Origin of the sequence: Paenibacillus sp. E194 (assembly GCF_000935845.1) — a bacterium.
In the GTDB taxonomy this organism is placed as follows: Bacteria; Bacillota; Bacilli; order Paenibacillales; family Paenibacillaceae; genus Paenibacillus_B; species Paenibacillus_B alvei_B.
The window spans coordinates 16,620-43,608 of the sequence record NZ_JMDX01000016.1 but is presented as its reverse complement, the minus strand read 5'-3'; the positions used below and the strand labels follow the sequence as shown (position 1 = coordinate 43,608).

25 protein-coding genes and 3 pseudogenes are annotated in these 26,989 nt (G+C 45.9%); 25 read left to right on the top strand and 3 right to left on the bottom strand.

Features of this window, described 5'->3' with window-relative positions; translation table 11 throughout:
• The 5 genes and pseudogenes from AZ66_RS03975 to AZ66_RS03955 form a co-directional block, all read left to right on the top strand.
• Positions 1-569, top strand: a 569-nt coding sequence (locus AZ66_RS03975) for a DeoR/GlpR family DNA-binding transcription regulator (RefSeq protein ID WP_044353680.1), incomplete at its 5' end; no start/stop codon positions are given.
• Positions 562-1,770: an MFS transporter gene (locus tag AZ66_RS03970; RefSeq protein WP_044353679.1), complete on the top strand. Its 1,209-nt coding sequence runs from the start codon at positions 562-564 to the stop codon at positions 1,768-1,770. The genes AZ66_RS03975 and AZ66_RS03970, both read left to right, overlap by 8 nt.
• Before the next feature lie 219 nt (positions 1,771-1,989).
• Entirely contained in the window at positions 1,990-3,189 is a 1,200-nt protein-coding gene (locus AZ66_RS03965) for an FAD/NAD(P)-binding oxidoreductase (protein WP_044353678.1), read from the top strand.
• A gap of 83 nt (positions 3,190-3,272) precedes the next feature.
• A pseudogene (locus AZ66_RS03960) lies at positions 3,273-4,728 on the top strand (MBL fold metallo-hydrolase).
• Between the two features lie 187 nt (positions 4,729-4,915).
• Positions 4,916-5,563 (top strand): nitrite reductase, encoded by a 648-nt coding sequence (locus AZ66_RS03955; RefSeq protein ID WP_044353677.1) that lies wholly within the window; start codon positions 4,916-4,918, stop codon positions 5,561-5,563.
• A gap of 153 nt (positions 5,564-5,716) precedes the next feature.
• Here AZ66_RS03955 and AZ66_RS03950 read toward each other — a convergent pair whose 3' ends face one another.
• Positions 5,717-6,718 carry a cation diffusion facilitator family transporter gene (locus tag AZ66_RS03950; protein WP_021262756.1) on the bottom strand — a complete coding sequence of 334 codons (1,002 nt, stop codon included), beginning with the start codon at positions 6,716-6,718 and terminating at the stop codon, positions 5,717-5,719.
• A 258-nt stretch (positions 6,719-6,976) separates the two neighbouring features.
• On the opposite strand from AZ66_RS03950, the gene AZ66_RS03945 reads away from it, so the two are divergent.
• The 6 genes from AZ66_RS03945 to AZ66_RS03925 all read left to right on the top strand — a co-directional run bounded on the left by AZ66_RS03945 (position 6,977) and on the right by AZ66_RS03925 (position 11,841).
• A complete protein-coding gene (locus AZ66_RS03945; protein WP_044353676.1) occupies positions 6,977-8,038 on the top strand; it encodes a suppressor of fused domain protein in 1,062 nt (353 codons plus the stop codon).
• A 42-nt stretch (positions 8,039-8,080) separates the two neighbouring features.
• Positions 8,081-9,382, top strand: coding sequence for a hypothetical protein (locus AZ66_RS03940; RefSeq protein ID WP_044353675.1), 1,302 nt, complete (start codon positions 8,081-8,083; stop codon positions 9,380-9,382).
• A 193-nt stretch (positions 9,383-9,575) separates the two neighbouring features.
• On the top strand, positions 9,576-10,148 hold the full coding sequence (locus AZ66_RS03935) for a DNA-3-methyladenine glycosylase I (protein ID WP_044353674.1): 573 nt from the start codon (positions 9,576-9,578) through the stop codon (positions 10,146-10,148).
• 84 nt (positions 10,149-10,232) lie between these two features.
• Positions 10,233-10,445, top strand: a complete 213-nt coding sequence (locus tag AZ66_RS33270) for an AAA family ATPase (protein WP_269433055.1) — start codon at positions 10,233-10,235, stop codon at positions 10,443-10,445.
• On the top strand, positions 10,424-11,191 hold the full coding sequence (locus tag AZ66_RS33265; protein ID WP_269433054.1) for an AAA family ATPase: 768 nt from the start codon (positions 10,424-10,426) through the stop codon (positions 11,189-11,191). The genes AZ66_RS33270 and AZ66_RS33265 overlap by 22 nt, the downstream gene beginning before the upstream one ends.
• A 14-nt stretch (positions 11,192-11,205) precedes the next feature.
• Positions 11,206-11,841 (top strand): RNA ligase family protein, encoded by a 636-nt coding sequence (locus tag AZ66_RS03925; RefSeq protein WP_044353673.1) that lies wholly within the window; start codon positions 11,206-11,208, stop codon positions 11,839-11,841.
• Between the two features lie 165 nt (positions 11,842-12,006).
• Here AZ66_RS03925 and AZ66_RS03920 read toward each other — a convergent pair whose 3' ends face one another.
• Positions 12,007-12,753 (bottom strand): MerR family transcriptional regulator, encoded by a 747-nt coding sequence (locus tag AZ66_RS03920; protein WP_044353672.1) that lies wholly within the window; start codon positions 12,751-12,753, stop codon positions 12,007-12,009.
• Positions 12,754-12,840: 87 nt separating this feature from the next.
• Between AZ66_RS03920 and AZ66_RS03915 the strand changes: the two genes are divergently transcribed.
• The 7 genes from AZ66_RS03915 (at position 12,841) to AZ66_RS03885 (ending at position 20,604) form a co-directional block, all read left to right on the top strand.
• Complete coding sequence (locus AZ66_RS03915) at positions 12,841-13,542, top strand: CPBP family intramembrane glutamic endopeptidase (RefSeq protein ID WP_044353671.1); 702 nt, start codon at positions 12,841-12,843, stop codon at positions 13,540-13,542.
• Positions 13,543-13,849: 307 nt separating this feature from the next.
• The gene (locus tag AZ66_RS03910; protein WP_044353670.1) at positions 13,850-14,347 is read left to right on the top strand and encodes a MarR family winged helix-turn-helix transcriptional regulator; all 498 of its coding nucleotides are present in this window, start codon (positions 13,850-13,852) and stop codon (positions 14,345-14,347) included.
• Entirely contained in the window at positions 14,344-16,071 is a 1,728-nt protein-coding gene (locus AZ66_RS03905) for an ABC transporter ATP-binding protein (RefSeq protein WP_044353669.1), read from the top strand. The genes AZ66_RS03910 and AZ66_RS03905 overlap by 4 nt, the downstream gene beginning before the upstream one ends.
• Positions 16,068-17,942: an ABC transporter ATP-binding protein gene (locus AZ66_RS03900; RefSeq protein WP_044353668.1), complete on the top strand. Its 1,875-nt coding sequence runs from the start codon at positions 16,068-16,070 to the stop codon at positions 17,940-17,942. The genes AZ66_RS03905 and AZ66_RS03900 overlap by 4 nt, the downstream gene beginning before the upstream one ends.
• A gap of 248 nt (positions 17,943-18,190) precedes the next feature.
• Positions 18,191-18,577 carry a BlaI/MecI/CopY family transcriptional regulator gene (locus tag AZ66_RS03895; RefSeq protein ID WP_044353667.1) on the top strand — a complete coding sequence of 129 codons (387 nt, stop codon included), beginning with the start codon at positions 18,191-18,193 and terminating at the stop codon, positions 18,575-18,577.
• A complete protein-coding gene (locus AZ66_RS03890; protein WP_044353666.1) occupies positions 18,570-20,219 on the top strand; it encodes a M56 family metallopeptidase in 1,650 nt (549 codons plus the stop codon). Before AZ66_RS03895 ends, AZ66_RS03890 begins: the two co-directional genes overlap by 8 nt.
• Positions 20,191-20,604 carry a hypothetical protein gene (locus AZ66_RS03885; RefSeq protein ID WP_044353665.1) on the top strand — a complete coding sequence of 138 codons (414 nt, stop codon included), beginning with the start codon at positions 20,191-20,193 and terminating at the stop codon, positions 20,602-20,604. The genes AZ66_RS03890 and AZ66_RS03885 overlap by 29 nt, the downstream gene beginning before the upstream one ends.
• Positions 20,605-20,698: 94 nt before the next feature.
• On the opposite strand, the gene AZ66_RS03880 is transcribed toward AZ66_RS03885, so the two are convergent.
• Positions 20,699-22,243 (bottom strand): FAD-dependent oxidoreductase, encoded by a 1,545-nt coding sequence (locus AZ66_RS03880; protein WP_044353664.1) that lies wholly within the window; start codon positions 22,241-22,243, stop codon positions 20,699-20,701.
• Between the two features lie 249 nt (positions 22,244-22,492).
• Between AZ66_RS03880 and AZ66_RS03875 the strand changes: the two genes are divergently transcribed.
• From AZ66_RS03875 to AZ66_RS03850, 7 genes and pseudogenes are all read left to right on the top strand, one after another.
• Positions 22,493-22,900, top strand: coding sequence for an RrF2 family transcriptional regulator (locus AZ66_RS03875; protein WP_028532762.1), 408 nt, complete (start codon positions 22,493-22,495; stop codon positions 22,898-22,900).
• A 225-nt stretch (positions 22,901-23,125) separates the two neighbouring features.
• The gene (locus tag AZ66_RS03870; protein ID WP_021262771.1) at positions 23,126-23,719 is read left to right on the top strand and encodes a YdeI/OmpD-associated family protein; all 594 of its coding nucleotides are present in this window, start codon (positions 23,126-23,128) and stop codon (positions 23,717-23,719) included.
• Between the two features lie 233 nt (positions 23,720-23,952).
• A pseudogene (locus AZ66_RS32365) lies at positions 23,953-24,102 on the top strand (DoxX family protein); the annotation flags it as partial.
• 84 nt (positions 24,103-24,186) lie between these two features.
• The gene (locus tag AZ66_RS03865; RefSeq protein WP_021255963.1) at positions 24,187-24,516 is read left to right on the top strand and encodes an ArsR/SmtB family transcription factor; all 330 of its coding nucleotides are present in this window, start codon (positions 24,187-24,189) and stop codon (positions 24,514-24,516) included.
• Complete coding sequence (locus AZ66_RS03860; protein ID WP_044353663.1) at positions 24,513-24,929, top strand: SRPBCC family protein; 417 nt, start codon at positions 24,513-24,515, stop codon at positions 24,927-24,929. The genes AZ66_RS03865 and AZ66_RS03860 overlap by 4 nt, the downstream gene beginning before the upstream one ends.
• Before the next feature lie 289 nt (positions 24,930-25,218).
• Positions 25,219-26,133, top strand: a complete 915-nt coding sequence (locus AZ66_RS03855) for an NAD(P)/FAD-dependent oxidoreductase (protein WP_044353662.1) — start codon at positions 25,219-25,221, stop codon at positions 26,131-26,133.
• Between the two features lie 52 nt (positions 26,134-26,185).
• Positions 26,186-26,781, top strand: a pseudogene (locus tag AZ66_RS03850) (class I SAM-dependent methyltransferase).
• Positions 26,782-26,989: the final 208 nt, after the last annotated feature.

The following is a 26,989-nucleotide window of genomic DNA, read 5'->3' as shown; positions in this document are numbered from 1 at the left end:
AACGGTTGCAGAAGGAGACGACGTCCAAGCAGATGATCGGTCAGGTTGCTGCTGCTCTCCTTCACGACGATGATTACTTATACATGGACTCATCCACGACGGTACGGTGTGTGGGAGAACATATGAAGACCAAGGGGAATGTCATCGTTACGAATTCCATCGACATGGCTGGCATGTTGGCGGCGAGGAATGAAGCTCGCATTCAGCTGCTTGGCGGCCTATTAGACAATGATCAACGCATGATTTATGGATCGCGGGCAATTGAGATGCTAAGCGACTATCATTTTGACAAGGCCTTCCTCGGCACTTGTGGATTATCCATGAATGGACTGACGACCGACTTTGAAGAAGAGACATATCTCATCCGTCAGGTGATTCGCAGCGCAGACCAAGTCATTGTCCTTGCTGACCACTCCAAGTTCGGCAAGACGATGTTCCATCGTGTTGCAGGCTTAGAAGATATAGACTTTATCGTCACAGATCGTGAGCCAGATGCGGAGTGGCAGCGTTATGTAAATGAAATAGGCGTTGAGATCATCATTGCTGACAGAGAGGTGCACCATGATTAACAGACTAATTTGGATGGGTTGTCTATCATACATTGTAACTGGGGTAACACTTGTCATTATGGGTGCAGTACTCCCTGAACTGCTTCTGAACTATGGCTTGAATTATACAGACGGAGGAATACTTGTCTTCGTTCAATTCGTCGGCATGCTGCTCGGCGTTCTCAGTATGCCTGCTATTTCTCGAGGGTTCAGTCGGAAACGAGGAGTGATGATCGGATTGCTGATGATTAGCGCCGAGCTGCTGCTGTTTTTCCTCCCGCCATGGCCAGTCGTTATTTTAATAGCCGGATTTGCGGGAGCAGGAGCGGGGCTTGTGGAGTCAGGGATCGGTACCATTATTCTTGTCGCAGTCAAAGAGAAACAAGCCATCGCGATGAGCAAGCTGGAGGTTACTTTTGGCCTCGGCGCCTTGACGATACCATTCGTGGCAAGCTTCTTAATCGCACGTGGGATATGGACTTACTCATTCCTCCTGCTCGGCATAAGCGCACTTCTTACGGCGATCGCATGGCAGCGGATGTCATTCGGTCATGTCGATGCCATGTTGACGCGCACATTAGGTAACGGTTCTGAAGCCAAGCGTGAATCTTACTCAGCGAAGTCCATTCCTTTCCTTGTCCTATGCGCCTTTTTCTTCATGCTCTATGGAGGAAGCGAAGTGTCTGTTGTGCACTTCTTCCCATCCCTGTTTATCGAGAGATGGGGCGTCGCAACCTCTGATGCAACATTGACGGTTACGGTATATTGGACGGCGATGGTTATTGGCCGTGCACTATGCGGTGTACTTGCAGAAAAGATAACGTACTATCGATTTTTATGGATCACGACAGTGCTCAGTGTCCTTGTATTGCTCATTATGCCTTTCATTTCACAGGCATGGGGAGGGTACGTCATTAGTTTTCTCCTCGGGCTTGGAATGGCAGGCATGTTCGCGATCATGCTGATTTATGCGAATAGTGCGCTTCCCGGCATGACTGAGCGGACAACGAGTATTTTGCTGGCGGCAAATGGACTAGGTGGTTCGCTTCTGCCGATTGCAGTCGGTAGAATGATGGACATATGGCCGGTTCAAGCCGTCATGTGGCTTTTCTTCGGGGTGATGGTGACGATGCTGCTGCTTGTATTTGGTTCAAAGCGCCTGAACATGTTCTTATCGACGACCAAACAAACGAGCCTAATCCATACTCCTGAAGCGAAATAATCGAATGAAAAGCAATTCCTGCCTCGCAAGATGGAAGCGGAATTGCTTTTTTGTTGTGCAATCATAGAATGAGGATTCCAGCCATATATTTTGACCATCGGTACATTAAGTGGATTCACTTTCCCACAATAACTCCTTTGGAAATGAGGGCAAGCAAGAATGCGCGAGAATACCCATGTGCACCAGCTAGCAGCACTTGTAAGCAGGGGAGGACATTGAATGCCAAAAATGCTTCACTATACCATTGCCATTGTCGGGGCAGGCAGCGCCGGATTGTCGGTCGCGGCCCGCTTGCTGCGCGAATCGAAAGCGCTTCACGGCTCAGTCGTGCTACTTGATCCGCAAACCAAGCATTATTATCAGCCCTTGTGGACGCTTGTCGGCGGAGGCGTCGTCAGCAAGGAGACGACCGAACGCAGCCAGCAATCGCTGATCCCGAAGGGAGCCGACTGGATTCAGGAGGCGGTTGAGGAATTCAATCCGGAGATCAACCGATTCGTTACCAAGGCGGGCACCGTCATCCAGTACGAGATCCTCGTCGTAGCTGCGGGAATTCAGGTGGACTGGGAGCGGATCAAGGGACTGAAGGAGTGTATCGGACGGGATGGGGTGTGCAGCAACTATGATTATCGATACGTCGATAGCACGTGGAAGTCCATTCGCCAGTTCCGTGGCGGCAATGCAATCTTCACGCAGCCGAACTCGCCAATCAAATGCGGGGGAGCGCCTCAGAAAATTATGTATTTGGCCGACGATGCATTCCGGCAAGCAGGGATTAGAAATAAGACGAACATTATCTTCGCTTCGGGAAATGCGTCTATCTTTGCCGTTCCGAAATATGCTGCGGCACTTAATCGGGTGATCGAACGAAAAGACATTGCGACCAAATATCAGCTTGATCTGATCTTGATTGATTCGGTGAGGAAGGAAGCCGTGTTCGAGCACGTGGTTACGAAGGATCGGGAGACACTCCGATACGACATGATTCATGTCGTGCCGCCCATGTCGTCTCCCGACTTCATTCGAAATAGCCCGCTTGCAGGAGCCGCAGGATGGGCCGAAGTCGACAAACATACGCTGCAGCATGTCCGGTTCAAGAACGTGTTCGCGCTCGGAGATTGCAGCAATCTCCCGACTTCCAAGACGGGAGCAGCCATCCGCAAGCAGGCTCCCGTCGCCGTACAAAATATCATCAGCTGGCTGGCTGGACAACCGCTTACCGCACGTTATGACGGCTATACATCATGTCCGCTCGTTACCGGCTATAATCGGCTTATTCTGGCGGAGTTCGATTATGATCTGACCCCGCAGGAAACATTCCCGTTTGATCAGTCGAAGGAACGATACAGCATGTATGTGCTGAAAAAAAATCTGCTGCCTAAAATGTACTGGCACGGCATGCTGAAGGGCCGAATGTAAGGGAAGTCTACGAAAATTTCATGATTCGAAGTTAATCTAGTACCCATGGTTTGTTTTAGTTAGAAAGGGGAGAGTATTGCCTGATGCTGCTGCGTTATTTTTATGATGACAAATTAGCTCATGCTTCCTACCTGGTCGGCTGCCAAGCTACGGGAGAAGCGATCGTGATCGATCCGGCTCGCGATGTAACGCCATATATCACAACGGCTAAATCCGAAGGCTTGAACATCATCGCTGCTGCCGAAACCCCATATCCACGCTGATTTCGTATCCGGAATGCGCGAATTCGGAGTGGAGCACGAAGCAACACTTTACTTATCGGGCGAAGGCGGCCCGGATTGGAGGTATTCGTATGTGAGCGATGAGAGCGGGAACGAGGTCAATCATCGCCTTGTGCAGGATGGAGACCGATTCCACATCGGCAATCTCGAATTCGAAGTGTTTCATACCCCTGGCCATACGCCTGAGAGCATTTCGTTCCTGTTAACGGATCGGGGCGGAGGGGCCGATTCTCCGATTGGCATTTTTACGGGCGACTTCGTATTCGTCGGTGATGTGGGACGCCCTGATCTGCTGGAGAAGGCAGTAGGGCTGGCAGGCACGGCAGAGGAGGGAGCAAGGCAAATGTTCCGCTCCTTGCAGCGCTTCAAGGAGCTTCCCGAATACGTGCAGGTGTGGCCTGCCCATGGTGCGGGAAGCGCATGCGGCAAGGCGCTGGGCGCAGTTCCTTCATCGACGGTAGGTTATGAGAAGCGCTTCAATTGGGCTTTGTCCTTCACGAACGAAAATGAGTTCGTCAACTCATTGCTGGCTGGGCAACCCGAACCGCCGACTTATTTTCCGAGAATGAAGCACGTGAACCGGATAGGCCCTGCATTACTCGGCCAGCTTGTTGCTCCAGAGCAGATCGAGGGGAGTGTGGAAGAAGTCGCGAGTTACGTGCAAGCAGGAGCAATCGTCGTGGATACTCGCCCATGTGCTGCATTTGGTGCCGCGCATGTAAAGGGAACGATTAATGTGCCATACAACCGTTCCTTTACTTCATGGGCCGGATGGCTTCTGAATGACGAGCATCCGCTGTATGTGATGGGGGAAGAAGAGCAATTGCCCCATATTGCCCGAGATTTGCGATCCATCGGAATTGATCGAATTGAAGGCCTGATCGAAGCGACGAAGATGTGGGTGGATAGCGCCCTCCGTTCATCTTCCAAAGAATTGCTGGAATCTTATCCTGACGTTACTCCTGCGAGCATCGCAGACCAGGTAGTTGGCGGCGAGGTCGCAGTTGTGGATGTGCGCTCAAGTGCAGAATGGGAGGAAGGCCACATTCAACACGCCAAACATATACTGCTTGGCAAGCTGCCGGAACGTGTTCGTGAGGTGCCGACTGAAATGCCCGTGCTCGTCCAATGCCGAACGGGAATGCGTTCCGCCATTGCAGTCAGCATTCTTCAGGCGCATGGCGTTACGAATGTGTTCAACCTGCAGGGCGGCATCGTCAGGTGGCAAGAAGAGGGATTGCCTATTGTGACGCGATAGATGGCAAGATCTTGACCCATACATTTCAAGGAATACGTTAAAATAACGAGTAAAAAGCGGGCAAAGCATGCTCGCTTTTTTTATTGGCAGTACAGGGAATAACCCATTGACTATATACTATAGGGGGGTATACTATATGAGTAACAAAACACGAACATACGCCCTAAGTATATAGAGGAGGGATCGGATGACGCATCTCGCGAAGTTTGCAGTAACTCCGGGTTTTGAAGAAGGAGGAAGTCTTTTTACGCCTATGCAGTTGTCACTGCTTGGTTCTATCCTAGGCAATCAGGCAAAAATTGAGTTGACTACCTTCAAACAGCTGTATGTAGAAATGGAAGAAGATCGATTGGATGAGGTACAGCAGCGGTTGAAGGAAGTAGGGTTAGAGATCTATCCAGCAGGCTTCTACACCAAGAGCTTAATTACATGTAATTTCTGCAGAGGAGCAGAAGACACGAATATGGAGCTTGCCAAGCAGCTGAATGAAGCGATAGTCGGAATCGAGGTTCCATATCCGATCAGGATAGGCTACTCTGGATGTGCACTCGGAACAGGAGAACCGTTGCTGAAGGATATCGGAATTGTGAAAATGAAGGATGTATTCGATATATACATTGGCGGAGAACCGAAAACAATCAAGCCAACCCTCGGGCAATTGGCGATTACCGGCGTGACAGCGGAGCAGTTAATCCCTTGCGTCACACGAATGATCGATTTCTTTCAAGCGAATGGAAAAAGGAAGGAGAAATACACTAAGTTTATTCAACGCATGTCGATCGAAAAGATTATCGAAGAAGCTTTACGAACCGAAAGTGAAGCTGAATCAAGTTAACTTGCGCGATAGGAAAGAGCTGCATGTATATGATATCGTTTCTCGTTCTGATAACCTCTTATTTATAGTTGAATGATGCTCCATACACTTGTGTATAAAAAAGAGCGGCAGGATCAAGAATCTTCTTGAACCGTGCCGCTCCTGTATTATGGATTATGAGAATTCGTTCAACGCTTCAGGCGTCCAATCCGTAACTCCGTTATCCTCTAAGACGCCCAATATGACGTCAGTAATATCTGGATCCGCCATCAGCTTGTCTTGAACGCGGAAAATAATATCATCAGCGTCGGCTAAGGTTAAGCCCTTGCGCAGTTCGATCATCGCATCGACGTGATAATAGCGCCCTTCCTGCGTAATTCGCAAATCATTAATATCCGTAACATCTGAGTCAGCAAGAATAAGGAAAGCTACCTTCTCCGCAACATCGCGAGGAGCTGCGACCCCGATAAGTCCAACCATATTGTCATACCCGACACGAAAAGCAACGCCAATCATTAATATCCCGATTAGAATCGTTGCAATTCCATCCAAAGCCTTAAATGCTGTCAAGGAAGTGACGACAACCGCGCTCATGGCCAATAAGGCACCCGTAACAGCAACCAAGTCTTCATAGAATACTAAGCGAGTGGGTGGTGCAGAACGACTAACGTGCTTGAATGAAGCGGGGATAAATGCAATACCTTTTGTTTCAACTCTTGCTTCCTTCGTAATTTCCTTCATCGCTTTGAGCAAAATAGCTCCATCAACAACTAAATTGAATACTAATGCAGCGATGTTTATCCAGAACGCCCCACTGCTCGCTTCTACGGGGTGCTGAAGTAAATGCAGGCCCTCACGTATCGTCTCGTAGGCCATAATCGTTACAACGATAACGGCCACCATACAAAAGAGGTTAATGACTCGGCCGAATCCCGTAGGGAATTGGCGAGTGGGCTTCTTCTCCGCAAGGATACTGCCGACGAATACAAAGCCTTGATTCACGCTGTCCGCCAGAGAATGCATGGAAGATGCGAACATCGCTCCACTGCCGCTCATTGCAGCACCTGCGCCTTTTGCAGCAGCAATAATGGCATTGCCTATCATTGCAATTGCAGAGGACTTGTTTCCTTTCTTAATTAGCTGTAATATCGTTTCTCGTTCCGATTCGGGATCCATTGCTTCCTCCTAAATGATGAATAAGATAAATGAAATTGTTGCCTAAGCTTACTAATTTTATTACAAGAAGCTAAATGCAATCAATCATTAATACGATTAAATTAAAAATAGTTTCAAGATTTCATTTTTGCTTCTATCATTGATATAATTACCAGGATAGGAGATTGATAGAATTACAGCAACAGAGCGTGTCCGTTGAGAGCTGTTTGTTCGTATTACCAATTTACATAGATTGAGCCTTTGGGGAGGGAACGGTACATGAACCAAGAAGCAAACACCGCCGGATGGGATGCGATTGATCGAGCAGTCACAGCAATTTATGGCGAGCAGGAGCCTAAGCATTACGGCACGATCATTTCATATGCTTTGGGTGGAGATGATCCCTTGGATGGAATAAGTGCATACAAGGCGGATTTTCCATACCCGCATTGGCATTTTGTAACCTATGGTTTTTCAGAACTTTATGATAAAGAATTAGAAGATGAAGAATATAGCGGATACGGGTTTGAACTTACATTCAGACTGGTTAGACAGCCTGAGGATGAGGAACCACCCGCATGGGCACTTAACCTGCTGCAAAACATGGGGAGATACGTATTCAACTCCGGCAATGTATTTCGATCGGGAGATTATCTGGATGCGAACGGGCCGATTTGCTTAGATGCAGAAACCCAATTAACAGCGCTCGCCTTCGCTGAAGATCCCGACTTGCATGCAATCGATACCCCGAATGGCAAGGTAGAGTTCATTCAGATGGTAGGGATTACGAATGATGAGCTTGAAGCGATGCAAACTTGGAATACATTCGGTCTTTTGAATGCATCCCAAATGCACCTGCCTTATTACATTACTGATCTGGAGCGGGAGTCGCTTCTTCGCATGCCAGAAGTGGCCGAAGCTGCTGAGCGAGGAATGCAGATTGATGGTTCGAACACCGGAATCTTATTCGTTCAGCAATTAGGATGGGAATCTGGCAAGAATGGATGGTTAGGCAAGAAGCCGGCTAAGCTCCTCATCGGCGCAAAGCAGGCCGTCATAATCGGAAAGCTGATACAGGGTCGGATCTTGAAGCGCAAAGAACTTACACTGGTTGGTTCAGATGTTACAATCGTGATAAAAGCGGGCGATCATACCTCCCACGAAACGACGGAAAATGGGATTCAATTGTTCATAGATGATCGTACGGCTGCTGAACTAAGCACGAAGCTGGAGCCGAAGACTGGCATGGTTGAACTTGCGTCTACACAGAGCATTGTCGTTCAAATTGAGATAACAGAAATTAAGGATCAAGAAGGCAAAGTCGTCGAGGTTATTGGATAAGGCAGACACGAGAGACACGAATGGGTACGAGGAGGAGTTGTCATGAGCTGGCTAAGAGAAGAAATTGCGATGAAGTGGCGCACAGAAGGAAAGCGGTATGCCTCGGAAATTAATGAATATGTGCGCGTTGGGATGGAAAGTAACTGGGAACAGGCACAACAAGAGCCAGGGGATGATCAGCGTTCAGACATGGCCACAGACATCGTTGACATGATACGAGCTGCCAATCAAGCAGGTGATAATGAGCGATTGCGGCAGGAGATTCCGCCAGCTTCCTGGCCAATTACACCCAGTTATGAAGAGAAGCAGCAAGCAATTAAACCAATTGTCTGCCTGAACGATGGAACTGTTCTTGTGCGTACTTATGGCGGCGGCATCTATCTCATTCAACAGGATCGAATTACTGAGCTTCCTGACTTCTATCATATTGGATGCTCCGCGGACGGAAACTACTTCGCGCTTAGTAATGAACAAGGAATACGTATAATACGAGGAATCGTTACAAGCTTGGGGGAGGGCGAAGAGATTGCCGCTTGGTCATGGGAAGTTATACAGCAACGTATTAAGGCAATCTTGAATGATTGTGAATCACTTGCCGATTCAGAACATCCGGCTAGCCATATTGAGGAGGCTATCCCATTCGACAATGGCTCACGTCTTCTTCTCGTTACCGATTGCGGCATCTATTTACTTAGCAAAGATCAAGTCGAGCTGCTTCATCCTGAACTGACGGAGATGCAGCAATATGATTACGAGGATACTCACATCGATATGGTGCACGGCGCTGTGTCTCAGGATGGATGCTGGCTTGCGTACGGCAGCCAGTGCAGTGAACATCTATTGCGAGATGCAGCGAGTGGGAAGGTGTATACGTTCGAGCCGCAATCCAGTTATCCGCATTATGCGCTGTTCGCCAAGGACAGTAGCGAAGTGTGGTATAATGCATGCCATTTCTATAATGGTGCAACGATTCAAGTACCGCTTGCAGACTTGGGGCAGCTTGATGCTGGGACAGAACACGAGTGGCCGCTCATGAATGATGAGATGCGTGTATATGCCGCTGCTGCATTGACAGATGGTCATATATTAGGTGATGCCTATGGATATTTGCGCAAAATATACAGTGAAGGTAATGAGATATGGCGATATTTTGTTGGCAGCACCTTATCCGGTATTGTCGCATCTCCAGATGAATCACGATTAGCGGTAGGCACATACGGAGGAATGCTGCATCTCATTGATTTACAGAGCGGTGTCAAGAGCGAGTACAGCATCGGTACTGCGAATATCACAGAGATTGATCGCTGGATTCTATGGCGAGATGAAGAGCCGCTGCGCTGGTAGCTGAAGTAAGGTAGAAGTACGGCAGAAGTATGGCATAGAACGCTCTACTGATCGACCCTGCTAACCGGTTAAGAACATGATATCCATGTTCTGCGCTAAGAGAGTTTGTAAGTTGTCAGCACCACACCATAAAATCATGATGTAAAATCTCTTATTGAAAAAAGATTTATTGAAGAAGGATTGGTCTACAACGATGTGTAAACGATGCACTTGGGTAAAAGAAAATGAGCCTTTATATGTGGACTACCATGACAAAGAGTGGGGAGTTCCCGTATACGACGATCGAAAGTTATTTGAAATGCTGTGCTTGGAAGGAGCGCAGGCGGGGCTCAGTTGGTGGACAATCTTGCAGAAGAGAGAACATTACCGTGAAGCCTTCGATCAATTCGAGGCAGAGAAAATCGTGAAGTACACGGAAGAGAAGCTGGAATCCTTGCTCGATGATGCAGGGATCGTTCGCAACAAATTGAAAATTCACAGTGTCGTTAAAAACGCACACGCTTTTTTGCGGCTCCAGAAAGAGCACGGCTCCTTCTCCACGTACATATGGAGCTTCGTCGATAACCAACCCATTGTAAATCATTGGGCGACCATCAAGGAGGTTCCCGTTACAACCGACATCAGTGATCGAATGAGTAAGCAACTTAAGAAAGACGGGTTCTCATTCGTAGGGAGCACGATTTGTTATTCCTTCATGCAGGCGGTTGGCATGGTAAATGATCATACGCTGGAATGCCTCTGCCATCCGTCACATCAAAAAATTTGATCTTAGATCGCAAGTAACTGTCATGTGTGCAGTATGAAAAGAGGTTTCGAATTAATAAGAGATTTGAAAGGAGGTGAAAAATCGATGAGTTCCATTCACATGCTGGCCGGCATACCGGGCAGCGGGAAGAGCCATTACGCGAAGGAGTTGTGCAAGCAGCATAGGGCTGTTCATGTAGCAACCGACTCCATACGTCAGAAGCTGTTCGGAGATGAGGCGAAGCGAAAAATACGTATGTCGTATTTGATGAAGCGTTCGCTCAGATCGAGCAAGCATTGGCTTCTGGACGCAATGTAGTATTCGACGCAACCAATGTCAGCCGCGAACGAAGATTGAAGTTCTTGAAGCGGTTCAGGGATGTTCCGGTGGAATGTCATGTGTGCAGCACGCCCTATGATATCGCCATGCAGCGGGCTCAATCTAGGAAGCGTAGGATCGACGAGAGTGTAATGTCCAAGTTTGCTAAGCACTTTGAGTTTCCGGTCCTTGGTGAAGGTTTTCAACAACTTCATATCGTGCATGCTCCAGCTGATGCTATGCTTTCGCGCTCGGAGCTAGAAGAGCTGCTTGCGGATAATCCCGATCATGACGAATTGTTCAGCTATTTGTCCTGCTCTACGCATTTTCAGGTAATGGTAGGATATGATCAACAGAATCCGCATCATTCTAGAACGTTGTCCGAGCATACCTATGCGGTGCTGGATTATGTACGAGCATTTTACGAAGGGGACAATATGCTGGCAATGCAGCTCGCGGCATTGTTTCATGATGCAGGCAAGCCATTCTGCAAAGTGTGGAAGGAAAGCCGGGGATATTACTCCTATTATGGTCATGAGCATGTATCTGCGGCGATCGCCTGTCATGTCCTGAAGCAAATGGGATACGACGAGGACTTTGTCCTGCAGGTCGTCAATCTAGTTAGCTTCCATATGGAGATCCTGCATGGTGGAGACGCCGGAGCATCTCATATTTATCATTTGTTAGGTGATGAGATGTTGGCCCAATTGTATTTTTTTGCGGAAGCCGACACCTTCGCGAAATAAGGAGTTGAAACGATATGAAAATTAAATATCCGAAAACGATGCACCTTCCCTGGTCCAGAAGCTATACGAATGACGATAAAATCTTGCGGAATACAGATCATTTCATTGGCCGCGAGGTTGTTGTTACTGAAAAGATGGACGGGGAGAATACAACGATGTATAACAATGGTATCCACGCTCGTTCTCTGGACAGCAAGGATCATCCTTCTCGGCACATCGTCAAAATGCAGCATGGGGGCATCCAATACATGATCCCGGAAGGCTATCGATTATGCGGTGAAAATGTATATGCGAAGCATTCTTTATCCTATACGGACTTGCCGAGTTATTTCATACTGTTCTCGGTATGGAATGAGCAGAACATATGCCTTTCTTGGGATGATACCCTCGATTGGGCTGCTCAGCTTCAGCTTGCTGTTGTTCCGGTGCTGTACCGGGGAATATGGGATGAGGAAGCCGTCAGGAAGTGCTATACGATGCAATCCCGCTGCGGTGGGGAACAGGAGGGCTATGTTGTTCGACTCGCGTCTGCATTTCATTATGATGCATTCAAGGACAGCGCAGCTAAGTTTGTCCGCCGCAATCATGTTCAAACCGATGAACATTGGTTAAGTAAGCCGATCGAACCAAATGGTCTTGTGAGACGATAATCGAATTTTCGCTTATTTACAAAACTAGATTACAAGAAAGGAATGGGAATCATGTAATTCATAATGGAAGTACCCATCTATCAGAGGATTTATCCGACAACAAAACTAAAAAACCAGCTTCCTCCATAAGCGGCAAGCAAGCTGGTCTGCTATCGAATACCGTATTTATTTTACCCCTGCTTTTTCTTGCTCCAGGGCATAGGCCGTGCATCTTTCTACAAACTCCAATACCTCATCTGATATCGGAAATAACCCCGTCTCACTGGCAGGACGTTTTCTCACTTCCCAGAACTTCTCGCTTAACTCCTCATCACCCTCAAATGTAATCATCGACAGCTCATGCAGCTCAATTGCAATTTTGCAACCTTCATCCGATTCTGGCGGAATAGACTGTTGAATACACCATTCGATCCGCCGCAGACAGGACACATATTGTTGAGTGATTGGGTCGCTATTGCCGAGACTCGGAAGAGTCTGGCGCAAAAACTGGCTTTCTTCTTCTCCGAAGTAATCCATCCACTGCTCCGAATTCTCCGGTGCGTTATGCACAAGACTTGATACCTTCTCCCAAGAGAGATTTCCCTCTATATCAATCATATGTATGAGTGTCGCTGTATTGGAAATACTCGTCTGCAGCGATGTTAACTGCTCCTGAAGATGATTATAATGTGCAGTTAAAATGTGACGGTAAGACAACTTACCTATCAATTGCTGAATATCCTCCAGCGGGAGTGACAATGACTTCATGAGCGTGATCTTCTCAAGCGTAAATAAATCTGCTTCCGAATAATAGCGTCGACCGTTCTCTTCCTTATGACTAGGTGTAAGCAAGCCAATCTGATCATAGTAACGCAATGTTCGTACGGATACATTTCTCATCTTCGATACTTGTCCTGTTGTCCAGCGATTCATGTCAGTCCTCCTGAAAAAAGTGCTTGCAGGTTACGTAACGTCACCTAATATAGTTGGATTATAACATAGAGGATTGAGGGATGAAGAGTGAAGACAACAGAGATGTGGAAGAAAAGTGATCCTTGGACTTGGCGCCAAATGCTGGCCTTGCTGGCACTGGAATTCGTATTTGTGATTTTTGTGATAAAATATCCGCTCCAGCAATTATACGTTGATTGGTTGCAGAACACGTTATACGCGGGCACGTTGACGGGACTAACCATTGCCATAACACTAATGCTCGGCATATCTATCGTTGCTCTGCGGCCACAGAAATTGAGCTGGGCAGAAGTTGGAGTAAAGTCATTTTCGGCTAAAGATTGGTGGAGAATTATACTCTGGATACTTGCACTTATTATACTCAGCTTGGCAACCGTTTATCTTACCAGCTTTCTAGGGACTACAGTGGAGAATAGTAAAACAGAGAGCCTAAAACAGCATGTTACGTTATTTACTTTGCTGCTTGGTGTCATATCTGCAGGGATCATTTCGCCAGTATATGAAGAAATCTTCTATCGCGGCTTCATCTACCGCTGGCTGCGGACACGTGTTGGAATAGGTGGAGCTATTCTTATAAGCGCGTTGATCTTTACTGCGGCACACTACCCGACGACAAATGCGATGCCCGTTAATTTTGTTGGCGGAGTCATATTCGCATGGGCGTATGAACGTACGGGTTCCGTATGGCCTGGAATTCTTGTCCATGGCATAACGAATACGATTGGTGTTCTTTTAACGGTGGCAGGCTGATGCTGATTTATCCAATCGAATCCGTACAGGTGATTATTCTGACGAACCTCGTCCATCTTTGGGCGGGGTTTTTCTATACTTCCTGACAGTGACTACCGACTCTAAGAAGGGGGAATAGAGCTAATCGTGCTTTACCTGTAAACAGAATGATTGAGAACATGGGAGGATCTGAATTTGACATCAACTATTTTAGAGGTATATAATTCAGTAGTAAAATAATAGGTAATCTAATTATTTGATTATCTAATAGTTAGCTAACCTAATATAGAGATGAAACGTGTTCTAGAATCTATGAGGTGATGCGGAAATGTTCGATCCAGATACAACGGCGTATAAGCTCGTCCAATCGTTCATGCGATTCAACCGGGCCGAGTGGAATCAACGGATGTCAGCAGGCAAGAAGCGCAGTGAGATGATGATGCTGTTCTGCATCAAGCGCCATGCGCAAGAGGGAGAGCCGGCAATGCGGGTATCCGACATCAGCAACCATCTGCGGCTCACTTCTCCAACGGTTACTCAGACCTTGAATGTGTTGGAGAAGAAGGGACTTGTGGAGAGGTTTATGGATAAGGAAGACAGGCGCGCCGTTCGAGTACAACTGACCGAAGAGGGATTCAAGACAACAGATGAAGGTCAGAAACAATTCGAGGAACAGATTAACGGGCTGATTCAACATCTAGGTGAGGAGGATAGCCTTCATCTCGCGGATTTGCTAAAGAAAGTATACGAATACTATGACATCCGCAGCCAACAACGAGAGCAAGAAAAGACACATGATGATGGAGATGGAGTTGAGGAAGCATGATGAAGTTGTTTCGGTATTTGAAACCATACCGAGTGCCGATAGGCGTCATATTAGCGCTTGTCTTTGTACAATCGCTGTCGGAGTTGTATTTGCCGACGCTCATGTCTGATATTGTAAACTTCGGGATTTCAAAAGGAGATGTCCCGTACATTTGGAAAATTGGCGGTCTCATGCTGGCGGTAGCAATCGGAGGAACAATCTGTGCGATTGTGAGCAGTTATTTGTCAGCCAAGGTTGCAATGGGCTATGGAAAATTAATGCGCGGCAAGGTATTTAACCACGTTCAGCATTTTTCCCTGCAGGAGTTCGACAACATTGGTACCGCTTCGCTTATTACGCGTACGACCAATGACATTACACAAGTACAACAGGTACTTGTCATGATTCTTCGCATGATGATCAGCGCCCCGATGATGTGTATCGGCGGGATTATTATGGCCGTTAATAAAGATGCCAAGCTAACGTTAGTGCTAGCCGTTGTCATCCCAATCTTGGCACTTGCAATCTTTCTCGTAGCTAGTAAAGGGATTCCCCTGTTCAAAGCACAGCAGAAAAAGCTCGATAAGCTGAATCAAGTGCTACGCGAAAGTTTAATTGGTATTCGGGTAATTCGTTCCTTCAATCGTACGGAGCATGAGAAGAACCGTTTCAACGAAGCCAATACAGACCTAACGCAGACAGCGGTAAAGGTAAACCGCATTATGGCCTCGCTAATGCCAGTCATTATGCTTGCCTTTAACTTCTCGACACTTGCGATCATTTGGTTTGGAACGGATCGAATCAATGCCGGCAGCATGCAGGTCGGCGATCTGATGGCATTTATCCAATATGCGGCTCAGATTATGTTCTCTCTTGTTATGGTATCGATCATCTTCGTTATGATACCGCGCGCCTCCGCATCTGCCACACGAATTAACGAGGTTCTTGACATGGAACCAGTCATTCGTGATCAGGAACATGTGAAGAAGGCGGAAGGACTTCGCGGCTATATTGAGTTCGATCGCGTGACGTTCAGCTATCCAGGTGCAGAGAATCCGGCATTGTCCAATATTTCATTCAGCGCTCGCCCTGGCGAGACGACTGCCATTATCGGTGGTACAGGTTCCGGTAAATCTACGATGCTGAATCTCATTCCACGATTCTATGACATAGATAGTGGGCGCATCCTGATTGATGGAATAGATGCCAGAGAATTAGCCCAAGAGAGCTTGCGGGAGAAGATTGGATACGTGCCGCAGAAGGCGGTACTATTCTCAGGTACGATTGCAGATAATATTCGCTATGGCAAGCAGGATGCGAACGATGAGGAATTGCAGCATGCGGCAGTAGTTGCGCAAGCTGCTGACTTCATTACAGCTATGCCAGAAGGATACGATTCGGCTATTTCCCAAGGGGGAACGAACGTATCCGGCGGCCAGAAGCAGCGCTTGTCCATTGCGCGGGCACTTGTGCGCAAGCCTGAGATTTATCTCTTTGATGACAGCTTCTCCGCTCTAGACTTCAAAACAGATGCCAAGCTGCGGACAGCATTAAAAGGAGAGACAACTAACGCAACTGTAATTATTGTCGCACAACGTGTAAGTACGGTGAAGGACGCCGATCAGATTATTGTGCTGGAGGAAGGACGAATCGCAGATATTGGCACGCATCAAGAACTGCTGAAATCTAGTGAAGTGTATCGTGAGATTGTATCCTCGCAGCTGTCGGAGGAGGAGATCGCATGAGTGAAAAAAATAAAGCAGCGAATTCCGGCCGTAAGCACGGTGGCGGTGGACCGATGGGGCCAGGCATGATGATGCCGGGTGAGAAGGCTAAGGACTTCAAGGGGACATTGAAACGGCTGCTCGGTTATTTGAAGCCAAGCCGCACGAAGCTGTTTATTATTTTCTTGATGGCTATATTCAGTACTGTATTCTCCATTGTCAGCCCTAAAATTATGGGTAATGCAACAACCAAGCTGTTTGAATTTACAATGGCGAAATTCAACGGACTTCCAGCTGTCATGGACTTTGACTTTATTAATAATATCCTACTACTGCTTGTTGGCTTGTACCTGTTCAGTGCGTTTTTCAGTTATATACAGCAATATTTGATGGCAGGTGTAGCGCAGAAAATTGTGTATGACATGCGCCAGCAGGTCAATGATAAGCTGAATCGTCTGCCGCTCAAGTACTTTGACGGACGCACGCATGGCGAGATTCTAAGCAGAGTTACGAACGACGTAGATAACATAAGTACAACGTTACAACAAAGCTTAACGCAGTTAATTACATCGATCATTACGATTATTGGCGTCATCGTGATGATGCTGACCATCAGCCCGCTGTTAACCCTCATCTGTATGCTGACATTGCCGCTTAGTGCGATCGTCATTAAGATGGTGGCGTCTCGGTCACAGAAACACTTTATGGGACAGCAAAAGTCACTTGGTGAGCTAAACGGTCATGTAGAAGAAATGTACACGGGGCATAATATTGTCAAAGCGTTCGGTCATGAGGAAAAATCACTCGAAGAATTTAATGAAGTTAATGAACGCTTGTACGAATCGGGTTGGAAGGCACAATTTATTTCCGGCATGATTATGCCGCTAATGAACTTCATCGGCAATATCGGGTATGTTCTTATCTGCGTGGTAGGTGGATTGCTCGTAACGAAGAAATCGATAGAGATCGGTGATATTCAAGCATTCATTCAATACGCTCGACAATTCACGCAGCCAATTGCTCAGACAGCCAACATCGCGAACGTCATTCAATCGACGATTGCATCGGCAGAGCGGGTGTTCGAGGTGCTTGATGAGGTAGAAGAGGTTCCAGAAGCAGCGCAGCCAATTGAAATTGCACATCCAGTCGGTCAAGTGGAATTCGAGCATGTACAATTCGGGTATACAGAAGATGAGTTGCTCATTACAGATATGAACATCCACGTAAAACCAGGACAAATGATTGCGATTGTAGGCCCTACTGGAGCAGGGAAGACGACGCTTATTAACCTGCTGATGCGTTTCTATGAAATTAATGGCGGCGCCATCAAGATCGATGGCGTGGATATAACCGACATGGAACGCAGCAGTCTGCGGTCGATGTTCGGTATGGTGCTTCAGGATACATGGCTCTTCAATGGTACCATTCGTGAGAATATCGCGTATGGTCGGGAAGGAGCTTCGGAAGCGGAGATTGTACGCGCAGCGAAGGCAGCGCATGCCGATCATTTTATCCGTACACTGCCGAAGGGTTATGATACAGTTCTGAATGAAGAAGCCTCTAACATTTCACAAGGTCAGAAGCAGCTCTTAACGATAGCACGTGCGATACTTGCGAATCCATCCATCCTCATTCTGGACGAAGCGACCAGCAGTGTCGATACACGTACCGAGGTTCATATTCAGAGAGCCATGAATGAATTGATGAAGGGTAGAACGAGCTTCGTCATTGCTCACCGACTATCGACAATACGCAATGCGGATCTGATCCTCGTCATGAACAAAGGTACAGTGATTGAGCAAGGATCACATGATCAACTGATCGAACAAAAAGGCTTCTACGCAGATCTGTACAATAGTCAATTCGAAGAATCAACACCAGAAGCAATTTAAAATCTATAGCCTAAGTATGTCGTTCCATGATGGATCAGCATACTCGGGCTTTTTTTTGCAAATGAAACCAATATAAATAGGTTACATAATAATTATTACGTAATCCATATATTTAATCACAAGATCTCTATTACAGAGTAAATACGCGGTACAGTTACAAATAAAATTTGACAAATATCGATTACGATTGTAATCTATGACTCAGGATGTTAATTACATATGTAATCAATAGAAAGAAGGTTGAAGATATGTCAGATATTCCACGAATCTCGGATGCTGAATGGGAAGTCATGAAGGTATTCTGGGGGACAAACCATAAGCTAACGGCGAACGAAGTAATCGAGAAGCTAAGCGAGAATACGGACTGGAAGCCAGCTACAATTAAATCGTTAATTAATCGATTGCTCAACAAAAATGCGCTCGGCTATGAACAGGAAGGGAAAACCTATCTATATTATCCCGTAATCAGTGAAGAGGAGTGCGTCAGGGCAGAGAGCAATTCCTTCTTGCAGCGTCTATATGGAGGCGCCTTGAAGCCGATGTTCGTTAATTTCCTAAAGCAAGAGAAGCTATCCACAAAAGAAGTAGAGGAGCTGAAGAAAATACTGGACGAGGGGCAGCGTAGAGATGAATAGCATATTAACATGGTTAACCACAATCTTCGATTGGGTTGCAAAGACATCCTTAATGGCATCAATCATTGTTGTCCTTATCTTGCTTGTGAGGACAGCATTGAAAGATCGTCTGCCGATTAAGTGGCAGTACATGCTCTGGTTCGTACTGCTTGCCAGAATGCTGCTGCCTTGGGTACCTGAAAGCTCGATCAGCTTATATAATCTATTTTCATTTGCAGATAAACCAATTGCACTTCCTTTCTCGGCAATGGATGATGAAAGGGGCAGATTATCGGCCGAACGTGCTGCAGGAATAAACGAATCCAGCCAGATTCTGGACAAGAGCATGTCTGGCGCTGACCGGTCTGATGTCACGAATAACGATAGTCCTAGGTTCATTCATTCTGCATTATCACTTAGCTGGTTACTCGGTGTATTGGCAATCACAGCCTATGTGTTTTTATCGAATCGCAAATTTTCGCGCAGAATGATGAATGAATCCTATGTCGTATTCGATGAAGTCAGCTTGCGCGTACTTCAGCAATGTCGTGAGGATTTGAAGATAAAAAGAACACTGCCGCTGCTGATATCGAATGGAGTGAGCAGTCCCACACTGTATGGGGTATTACGACCAAAGATAGTGCTGCCCAGTAAGTATTTTGCGCAGTTTCGCAGTGAAGAACTAAGACATATTCTGCTTCATGAATTTGTTCATTACATACGAAAGGATATTGTGACAAACTGGTTATTCACCATCCTGCTTATCCTGAACTGGTTCAATCCGATTCTATGGTACGCATCTAGGAAAATGAGGGAAGACCAGGAGCTGTCTTGTGACGATCGTGTCATTTCTTGTTTGGAAGAAGATGAGGTCAAGCAATATGGATACACCATTGTCAAGCTGGTGGAGGCGAATATGACAAGCGGCTTTCGTCCTGTCAGTGCGACCAGCTTCTCAACCGACAAATCCCTCATTAAAAAGAGAATCAACATGATTGCTTTGTTCAAACGAGGTTCGTATAAATGGACCATTCACGGGATCGCGATCATTGCCATTTTTGCCTGCATTGCTCTAACGAACGCGGCAGCGGATAAACCGGAGCAGAAGAAATCCGAAATCCTTGAGCTGTATGCAAATGAACCATTATTTAATCAGGTTAATGAAAAAATCCGCACTACGGTTAAGCAAACGGTCAGTGATGTCATGCAGCAGTTGGGCAAGCCGCTTGCGCTCCAAGAGATCATGCCCACAGAAGACACGAAGGAATTGTTCCTTGCATTCAAAAGCTCTCCAAGTGACGGCCCCGGTCAGCGTTACATATGGGTAAACGCTGACACAGGCAAGCTATCGAGAGTTCAACTAGGGTTGCCAGAAGCAGCCGGCTCTGAATTGTTGAAGAAGGCTGCACAAGCGCTGCAAGAGAGCGGATATAAAGGGAATCCATATTTTAAAATCAGTCGTACCATTTTCAATGATCCAAACACGAATGAATATACGGTTCAAACGAAATTGATCGATAATCAGAACGATCATCAAGTTGAAGTACTCTTTTCGAATGACAGAATCACTACTTCTTATGATGTAGGTCCTGACCAAATTTCGGAAGATGAAAATAAAAAAGGTCAATACATGCTTGCTGTACTGCGCGGAAAAAAAAGCTGATCAGCTCACCGCTGCATCCAAACTTTTCTCTGACAGCTACAATACCGTGTATTTGTCTTATGGTTCTGACGGCGGTGTCAGCTTCGATCCGAAAACCTATAAGATTCGCCAAATTTATGATTCTTCGTTATCTACATATTCGAGCAATCCTAAAACAAGCATGGGCCAAAAACAGAAAAAGCTTGAAATCACGGATGAGCAATTACAAACAGCTGCTTTCCCTCTTGTTGCTGAATTGCTCGGATATAATCTACATGAATATGAAATGCAGATAAATCCAAAGGCTCCCGGCAGTGCTCAATTTGTCAAAGATGGAGAGCGTATATTTGCGATAGAGTTTAACGAGAACGGTGATATATGGATGATCAACGACTACACGAATTGAAGCAGACATTCATAACCAAATGACGATAGCTTTAGACAGAAGTGCATAGCAAGTATTATATAAATTCGTGACAGGAGTCCTGAATCATCAAGATTCAGGACTCCTGTATTTTGGTCAATGGTTTGGCTGCCGGGCCCTCTAATACATCGCCTTCATAGGAGAACCTTGACCCATGGCAAGGACAATCCCAGCTTCGTTCGCCGTGATTCCATTCCAGCTCACAACCCATGTGTGTACAAGTGGTATCAACGATATGAAGCATGCCATGTTCATCTCGATATGCTCCAGCTCTTCTACCGTCAATCGATACAACGACGCCTTCATCATTCGATAGATTCTCAGGTTTATTGTTAACACGAACCAATTTTCCGCTAATGAGATGCTTGGCTACATCCGCGTTCTGAGCAAAAAATGTTTTCACATCAGGATCGACATGAAAGCGAGACGGTGTATATAGTTCCTGATAGGCATTCTCTCTGCCCATAATCATATCCCTCAACAGGAGCGCAGCAGCCGTGCCATTGGTCATGCCCCATTTCCGGTTTCCGGTTGCAACGTAAACATTCGGTACAGAAGAAGATATTTGTCCGATATACGGCATTTTATCCAAAGTAACTAAATCCTGAGCCGACCACCGATACGATATTTCTGCTGCTCCAAATACATCATTCGCGTATGCTTGCAGTGCTTCATAGTGCTTAATGGTGCAAATGCCCTGTCCGGTCTTATGACCTTCGCCGCCAATGAGTATCAAGCTTTCACCGGAATCCAATGCCGCTGTACGGAACGAGCGTTTTGGGTTCTCTGCGCTAATATACATGCCCGACAATTGAACATTCTTATTGGGGATGCCCACAACATAGGAACGTTCAGCATGCATTCTTGCAAAATAAAATCCCATCCCGTCATAACAAGGAAAGTGGGAGCATGAAACGGCATGCTTGCAGGTCAACTTGAAGCCATCTTGCGTAATTACGGTCGGCAGCGTACCCTTATCGATGGTTTCTACAGTGGTATGTTCATAGATCTGCCCGCCTAATTCCACAAACAGCTGAACTAACTTGTCCAAATACTTAACCGGGTGAAATTGGGCTTGATTCCGCATGACGAGGGCCGCCTTGATCGGAACAGGCAGATCGATTTGAGTGACCAATTCACCGTCAATCCCCAGCTTCTCATAGGCAGCGAGTTCCGTTTGAAGCTTCGGCAGGTACTCATCCGAATTTGTATAAATATAAGCGTCCCGTTCCTCATAATCGCATGGAATCTTATGCTCCTGAACCATATGCTTAATAAATTGTTTTGCCTCGATATTCGCTTGATAGTACAGCTTTGCCTGTTCTTGCCCGAAATGCTGAATGAACTCGTCGTAAATAAGGTCATGCTGGGCTGTTATTTTGGCCGTCGTATGACCAGTCGTGCCATTCAGCAGCTGACCTGCTTCAACAAGCACGACGCGGAGTCCTTCCCGTGCCAAGAGGTAGGCCGTTGTTATGCCGGAAATTCCGCCTCCAACTACTACAACATCTGCTTCCGTATGTTTAGCAAGTTTTGGGAAGGAGAGAATCGTTACGGAGTCCCGCCAATAGGATTCAGGAAATTGGGGGAGATTTTGAATGGACGAGGAATCATTGTGCATAGTATCGAACCTCCTATATAGATTGTCTTTGTCTATTCATTTCCTTGGGAATCCGTGTTTAATCAGTTTCTGATTGAAATCATATATACAGAGTAGGGAATACGGACATCGATCGTTACATGCCGGAAAATGAAATAGCAGTGCTTCTGGGGTAAATTCGAATCGTTCGATGCCTTGCAGCCTAATTGACATGCTCGCCATTCACGGATATTATCGATATCATAAATCTATGATTAAGAAGGGTTGTCCATGAAATTTACAAAAGCAACGAATTATGCGCTCCATACTATGCTCATGCTGATTGAGGCATCTACCGTTAAGCCAGTTGGTGTACAGCAGTTGGCAGAATCCCAGGGCGTGTCTCCAACGTACTTGTCCAAAATATTAACGAGACTTGTGAAGGCCGGCATGATTGAATCGATCTCGGGAGCCAATGGGGGGTATCGCCTGACTCGTCATCGAGACGATATTACATTTCTGGATATTATCCATGCTATCGAAGGCTCAACCTCGTTATTCGAATGTAACTTCGTCCACGGCGAAGAATGTCTGATTCAAGCCGTGATGAAGGAAGCAGAGGAGAAGATGGAGAATCATCTGAAGAATAAGAAATTAGTCGATATCGCTCAACAACTCCATAAGAAATCGCATTCGTAATCTACTGAAGATGGAGTTGCATGAGTGAAAGAGCCATGTATCTTCGTTATCATCCGTGATTTTTTCCACTCCATCATTTCGTCGGGTACCTAATATTGCTTCTTATATGTGTATCTCGAAATGTCGAATATTCCAAACTACAAATAGTTTATGCAGGGGGACAGAAGAAAATCTCAAGGGATTTGAACTGTCCGCTGAACGAAAAGTGAAGAGGGGAATACCTTGATGTCAAATCGTCAATTGAATCCGAAGGTCGATGAATTTTTACGGAAAGCGAAAACGTGGAAAGAAGAATATGAGAAGCTGAGACATATCGTTCTTGACTGTGAGCTGACCGAAGATTATAAGTGGATGCACCCATGCTACACCTATGAGAACAAAAACATTGTTTTAATTCATGGGTTTAAAGAGTACTGTGCACTTCTGTTTCATAAAGGGGCCCTGTTAAAAGATCCAAACGGAATTCTCATCCAACAGACGGAGAATGTACAAGCAGCCCGTCAGATTCGGTTCACCAATGTTCAAGAAATCGTTGAGATGGAAGACATCTTGAAGGCCTATATCAAGGAGGCCATTGAAGTTGAAAAAGCGGGGTTGGAAGTGAACTTTAAGCAAACGGCAGAGTACACAGTTCCTGAAGAATTTCAATTCAAACTCGATGAAAACTCTGCCTTGAAAGAAGCATTTGAAGCATTAACGCCAGGACGTCAACGACAATACCTGTATTATTTCTCAGAACCCAAACAATCCAAGACGCGAACATCAAGGGTTGAGAAATATACACAGCAAATTCTTGATGGAAAAGGATTAAAAGATTAGATTATTCGACGATATCCGTAGGTGGACAAGAACATACCTTCATGTAGATCCGCGCATTGCGCGGGTTTTTTTATTTATATGCATGGCAATACAAACAATAGAGGTTGGATCGGACGCATGAAAATCAATCGTTTACAGGACACCAAATGGTGTCTTATAATAAAACCGACACTAAATGGTGTCCATTTCAAATTCAGTCATACGAAATTTTCGAACCTGATTATGTTTCACCTGGAATGTTCTTTGTTATGACTGCTGCATCTTTCTTTCATGCGTTTGCTAACGATTATAGTGATTAGGGTTTTTATGTGATCCTCCCGCTTTCCTATGCAGCACTGAACATCGCCTCATGGACACTTCGTCCAAATAGCCGTAAACTCTAAAGAGGTGATAGAAGTAGTCATAGCTGGCCCTTCATATCACCAACAGATTTCTACTACAGAAAGCAAGATAATGGAGAGGTTGTTGTGGGTGAGAATAATCAGTTGCGGGATGTGTTTGACGCGATTGCAGATCCAACTAGGCGGAGACTCATTCGTTTGTTAGCTGAGAAAGAGGAGATACCGCTTCATGAATTAACGGCACAATTTCAAATGGGGCGTACAGCGGTATCCAAGCATTTGACAATTCTTAAAGAGGCCGGACTGGTATATGACCGCAAAGTTGGCCGAGAGACACGATTTAGGCTGAATGCCGCACCACTCAGAGAAGTCCAAGACTGGGTGGCTTTCTACAGCAAGTTCTGGGGTTTGAATATGTTGCGCTTGCAACATTTATTAGAGGAGGAAGAAGAATGAGTGTAACATTATCCTTGGATTTTCAATACAAGACTACAATTGAGAAGTTGTGGTCCGCATTAACCGATTCCAGCAAGCTTGCCAAGTGGGTGCACAATATCCACACTGGTGAGGCAATGGAAAATAATTTTAAGGCCGTGGTTGGACACCGTTTTCAGTTCCGCACGCAGCCGAACGAATGGTGGAATGGAATTATTGATGGCGAAGTACTGATTGTAGACGAACCAAACAAGCTGTCCTATACATGGGAAAGCGGAGAGAAACACACGATCACTTGGACACTGCAAGACTTAGGGAACGGAAGCGTTAACCTTCATCTCGAACAAACAGGAATCTCCAATGAACAGGCACTCGCAGGCGCTAAGTATGGCTGGACGAAATGGTGCGGCGAGCTTGAGAAAGTGTTCGCTTAAGTTTAAAAAATGGTACGTTCATGCAGCAATCAAGGGATAATGGGCATAGATACTTATGTGAAGAGCTCTCCAAGTCAGGAGAGTTCTTTCTATATATTTATAACGATACCAATCCCACTGTGAAGAAATCCCCCTACAAAAAATGAAGTAACTTCACAAGCTAATTAGGCAGCATAGATTAACCTCACCGCCATAACGCGAGTAATAACTGCTTCAAAAATAGGAGAAGAATGTGTTATCATAGATATTATCAGTCTTCAATATCTTATTTAATAAGGAGATGAGTATCATGATTTACGATTGCGCCATCATTGGGGGAGGACCTGCAGGATTGAACGCTGCTCTCGTCCTCGGAAGAGCAAGAAGAAGCATCGTATTGTTCGACCACAATCGCCCTAGAAATGCGGTGACACATGCATCCCACGGTTTTATTACGAGGGACGGGGTAACGATTCCAGAATTCCGGCGCATCGCGCACGAAGAACTAGGCCGCTATCCATCCATCCGTCTGATGCATGTTGAAGTTAAGACAGTTGTTAACGTGGATGGTGTCTTTATCGTACACGACACAATGGGTCAGCGCATGCAAGCGAAGAAATTGATACTTGCGACAGGGGGCAAGGAGATATTCCCGGAAATTGAAGGATTCACTCCGCTATACGGAAAAAGCTTGTTCAACTGCGTATACTGCGATGGCTGGGAATTGCGCGATCAACCACTTGTAGTGGTGTCTGAGCATGCCGCTGGATTTCACACCGCCAAAATGCTCTATCAATGGAGCAAGGATTTGGTCGTATGCACGAACGGATACTCAACCCTGACACACGAGCAGAAGATGCAGCTGCATTCCAAAGGGGTGAAGGTCATGGAACAACCGATAGCTTCTTTTATCGGACATAATGGCATGCTTCAACAAGTCCGATTCACAGATGGAACAGAACTTGCAAGATCAGGCGGCTTCGTCACTCCCAAGTTTGAACAAAGTGCACCATTTGCTAAACAGTTGGGCTGTGAATTGACCGCTGCTGGCGGGATTAAGACAGAAGAATCAGGACGAACTACGATAAAGGGTGTCTACGCAGCAGGGGATGCGTCTTCCTTTTCTCCTTCTCAAGTTGTATTCGCAGCGGCAGACGGCAGTCGAATCGCGATGCATATCAATCGAGAATTGACCGAGGAGGAGTTCGAACAAGGGAAGCACTAGATGGGACGAAATCACTTTGGTAATCATTCAAACTTTTATTGGAGGGGTAAACATGAACAATCCATGGAATGAGCGATATGACTCAACAGAATATTATTATGGGGAAGAGCCAAATGCATTTATTCGGGAGCAGGCGTACCGATTAGACAGCAACCAACGTATCATTGCTTTTGCGGAGGGTGAGGGCAGAAATGCAGTCTATTTAGCGCGAGCAGGACACGATGTGACGGCCGTTGACTACTCAGAGAACGGTCTGGCTAAAACGAAAAACTGGCTCAAAAGCACAATGTCCTTGTGCATACGAAGCAGATGAACCTACTTGCAGATCATGTCCCTCAAAAAGAATATGATGCTGCGATCATGGTATTTGGTCATTTTCATCATAGTGATCAGTTTGTAGTTCTGAATAAACTTAAGCAGGCTGTAAAGCCTGGCGGTATGATCATGCTTGAGGTCTACTCGAAGGAGCAGATCCATTATCGAACAGGCGGACCTTCCGATATTGAATTGCTTTACGAGCCCACGGACATCCTCGCTTGGTCTAGGGGATTAAAGGTGTTGCATTTCTTTTACGGAGAGCAGGAACGGGTAGAAGGGAAAGGACACACTGGATTAGCCCATGTTGTTCAACTCGTGCTGAGGCTATGACCTATTAGCCCTTTAGAGAGTAGTATTACTTTTTACTCTACATTTAAAAAAAATCAATTGTGTTAAATTTCTAAGCATTATATTGTAAACAAAGTCTGTGGGTGCTACTATTTTACAAAGTAGGGCAATTATAGTACCTCTGCATATTAGCCAAGATAAACTCCAGATTCGCTTAGCCTACTATTACTTATGATAGGAAAACGAAACA

Excerpts from the sequence above, each read along its gene's own strand:
- AZ66_RS03970 (WP_044353679.1), top strand. The coding sequence starts at position 562 with ATGATTAACAGACTAATTTGGATGGGTTGTCTATCATACATTGTAACT.
- AZ66_RS03965 (WP_044353678.1), top strand. The coding sequence starts at position 1,990 with ATGCCAAAAATGCTTCACTATACCATTGCCATTGTCGGGGCAGGCAGC.
- AZ66_RS03955 (WP_044353677.1), top strand. The coding sequence starts at position 4,916 with ATGACGCATCTCGCGAAGTTTGCAGTAACTCCGGGTTTTGAAGAAGGA.
- AZ66_RS03950 (WP_021262756.1), bottom strand. The coding sequence starts at position 6,718 with ATGGATCCCGAATCGGAACGAGAAACGATATTACAGCTAATTAAGAAA.
- AZ66_RS03945 (WP_044353676.1), top strand. The coding sequence starts at position 6,977 with ATGAACCAAGAAGCAAACACCGCCGGATGGGATGCGATTGATCGAGCA.
- AZ66_RS03940 (WP_044353675.1), top strand. The coding sequence starts at position 8,081 with ATGAGCTGGCTAAGAGAAGAAATTGCGATGAAGTGGCGCACAGAAGGA.
- AZ66_RS03935 (WP_044353674.1), top strand. The coding sequence starts at position 9,576 with ATGTGTAAACGATGCACTTGGGTAAAAGAAAATGAGCCTTTATATGTG.
- AZ66_RS33270 (WP_269433055.1), top strand. The coding sequence starts at position 10,233 with ATGAGTTCCATTCACATGCTGGCCGGCATACCGGGCAGCGGGAAGAGC.
- AZ66_RS03925 (WP_044353673.1), top strand. The coding sequence starts at position 11,206 with ATGAAAATTAAATATCCGAAAACGATGCACCTTCCCTGGTCCAGAAGC.
- AZ66_RS03920 (WP_044353672.1), bottom strand. The coding sequence starts at position 12,753 with ATGAATCGCTGGACAACAGGACAAGTATCGAAGATGAGAAATGTATCC.
- AZ66_RS03910 (WP_044353670.1), top strand. The coding sequence starts at position 13,850 with ATGTTCGATCCAGATACAACGGCGTATAAGCTCGTCCAATCGTTCATG.
- AZ66_RS03905 (WP_044353669.1), top strand. The coding sequence starts at position 14,344 with ATGATGAAGTTGTTTCGGTATTTGAAACCATACCGAGTGCCGATAGGC.
- AZ66_RS03900 (WP_044353668.1), top strand. The coding sequence starts at position 16,068 with ATGAGTGAAAAAAATAAAGCAGCGAATTCCGGCCGTAAGCACGGTGGC.
- AZ66_RS03895 (WP_044353667.1), top strand. The coding sequence starts at position 18,191 with ATGTCAGATATTCCACGAATCTCGGATGCTGAATGGGAAGTCATGAAG.
- AZ66_RS03890 (WP_044353666.1), top strand. The coding sequence starts at position 18,570 with ATGAATAGCATATTAACATGGTTAACCACAATCTTCGATTGGGTTGCA.
- AZ66_RS03880 (WP_044353664.1), bottom strand. The coding sequence starts at position 22,243 with ATGCACAATGATTCCTCGTCCATTCAAAATCTCCCCCAATTTCCTGAA.
- AZ66_RS03875 (WP_028532762.1), top strand. The coding sequence starts at position 22,493 with ATGAAATTTACAAAAGCAACGAATTATGCGCTCCATACTATGCTCATG.
- AZ66_RS03870 (WP_021262771.1), top strand. The coding sequence starts at position 23,126 with ATGTCAAATCGTCAATTGAATCCGAAGGTCGATGAATTTTTACGGAAA.
- AZ66_RS03860 (WP_044353663.1), top strand. The coding sequence starts at position 24,513 with ATGAGTGTAACATTATCCTTGGATTTTCAATACAAGACTACAATTGAG.
- AZ66_RS03855 (WP_044353662.1), top strand. The coding sequence starts at position 25,219 with ATGATTTACGATTGCGCCATCATTGGGGGAGGACCTGCAGGATTGAAC.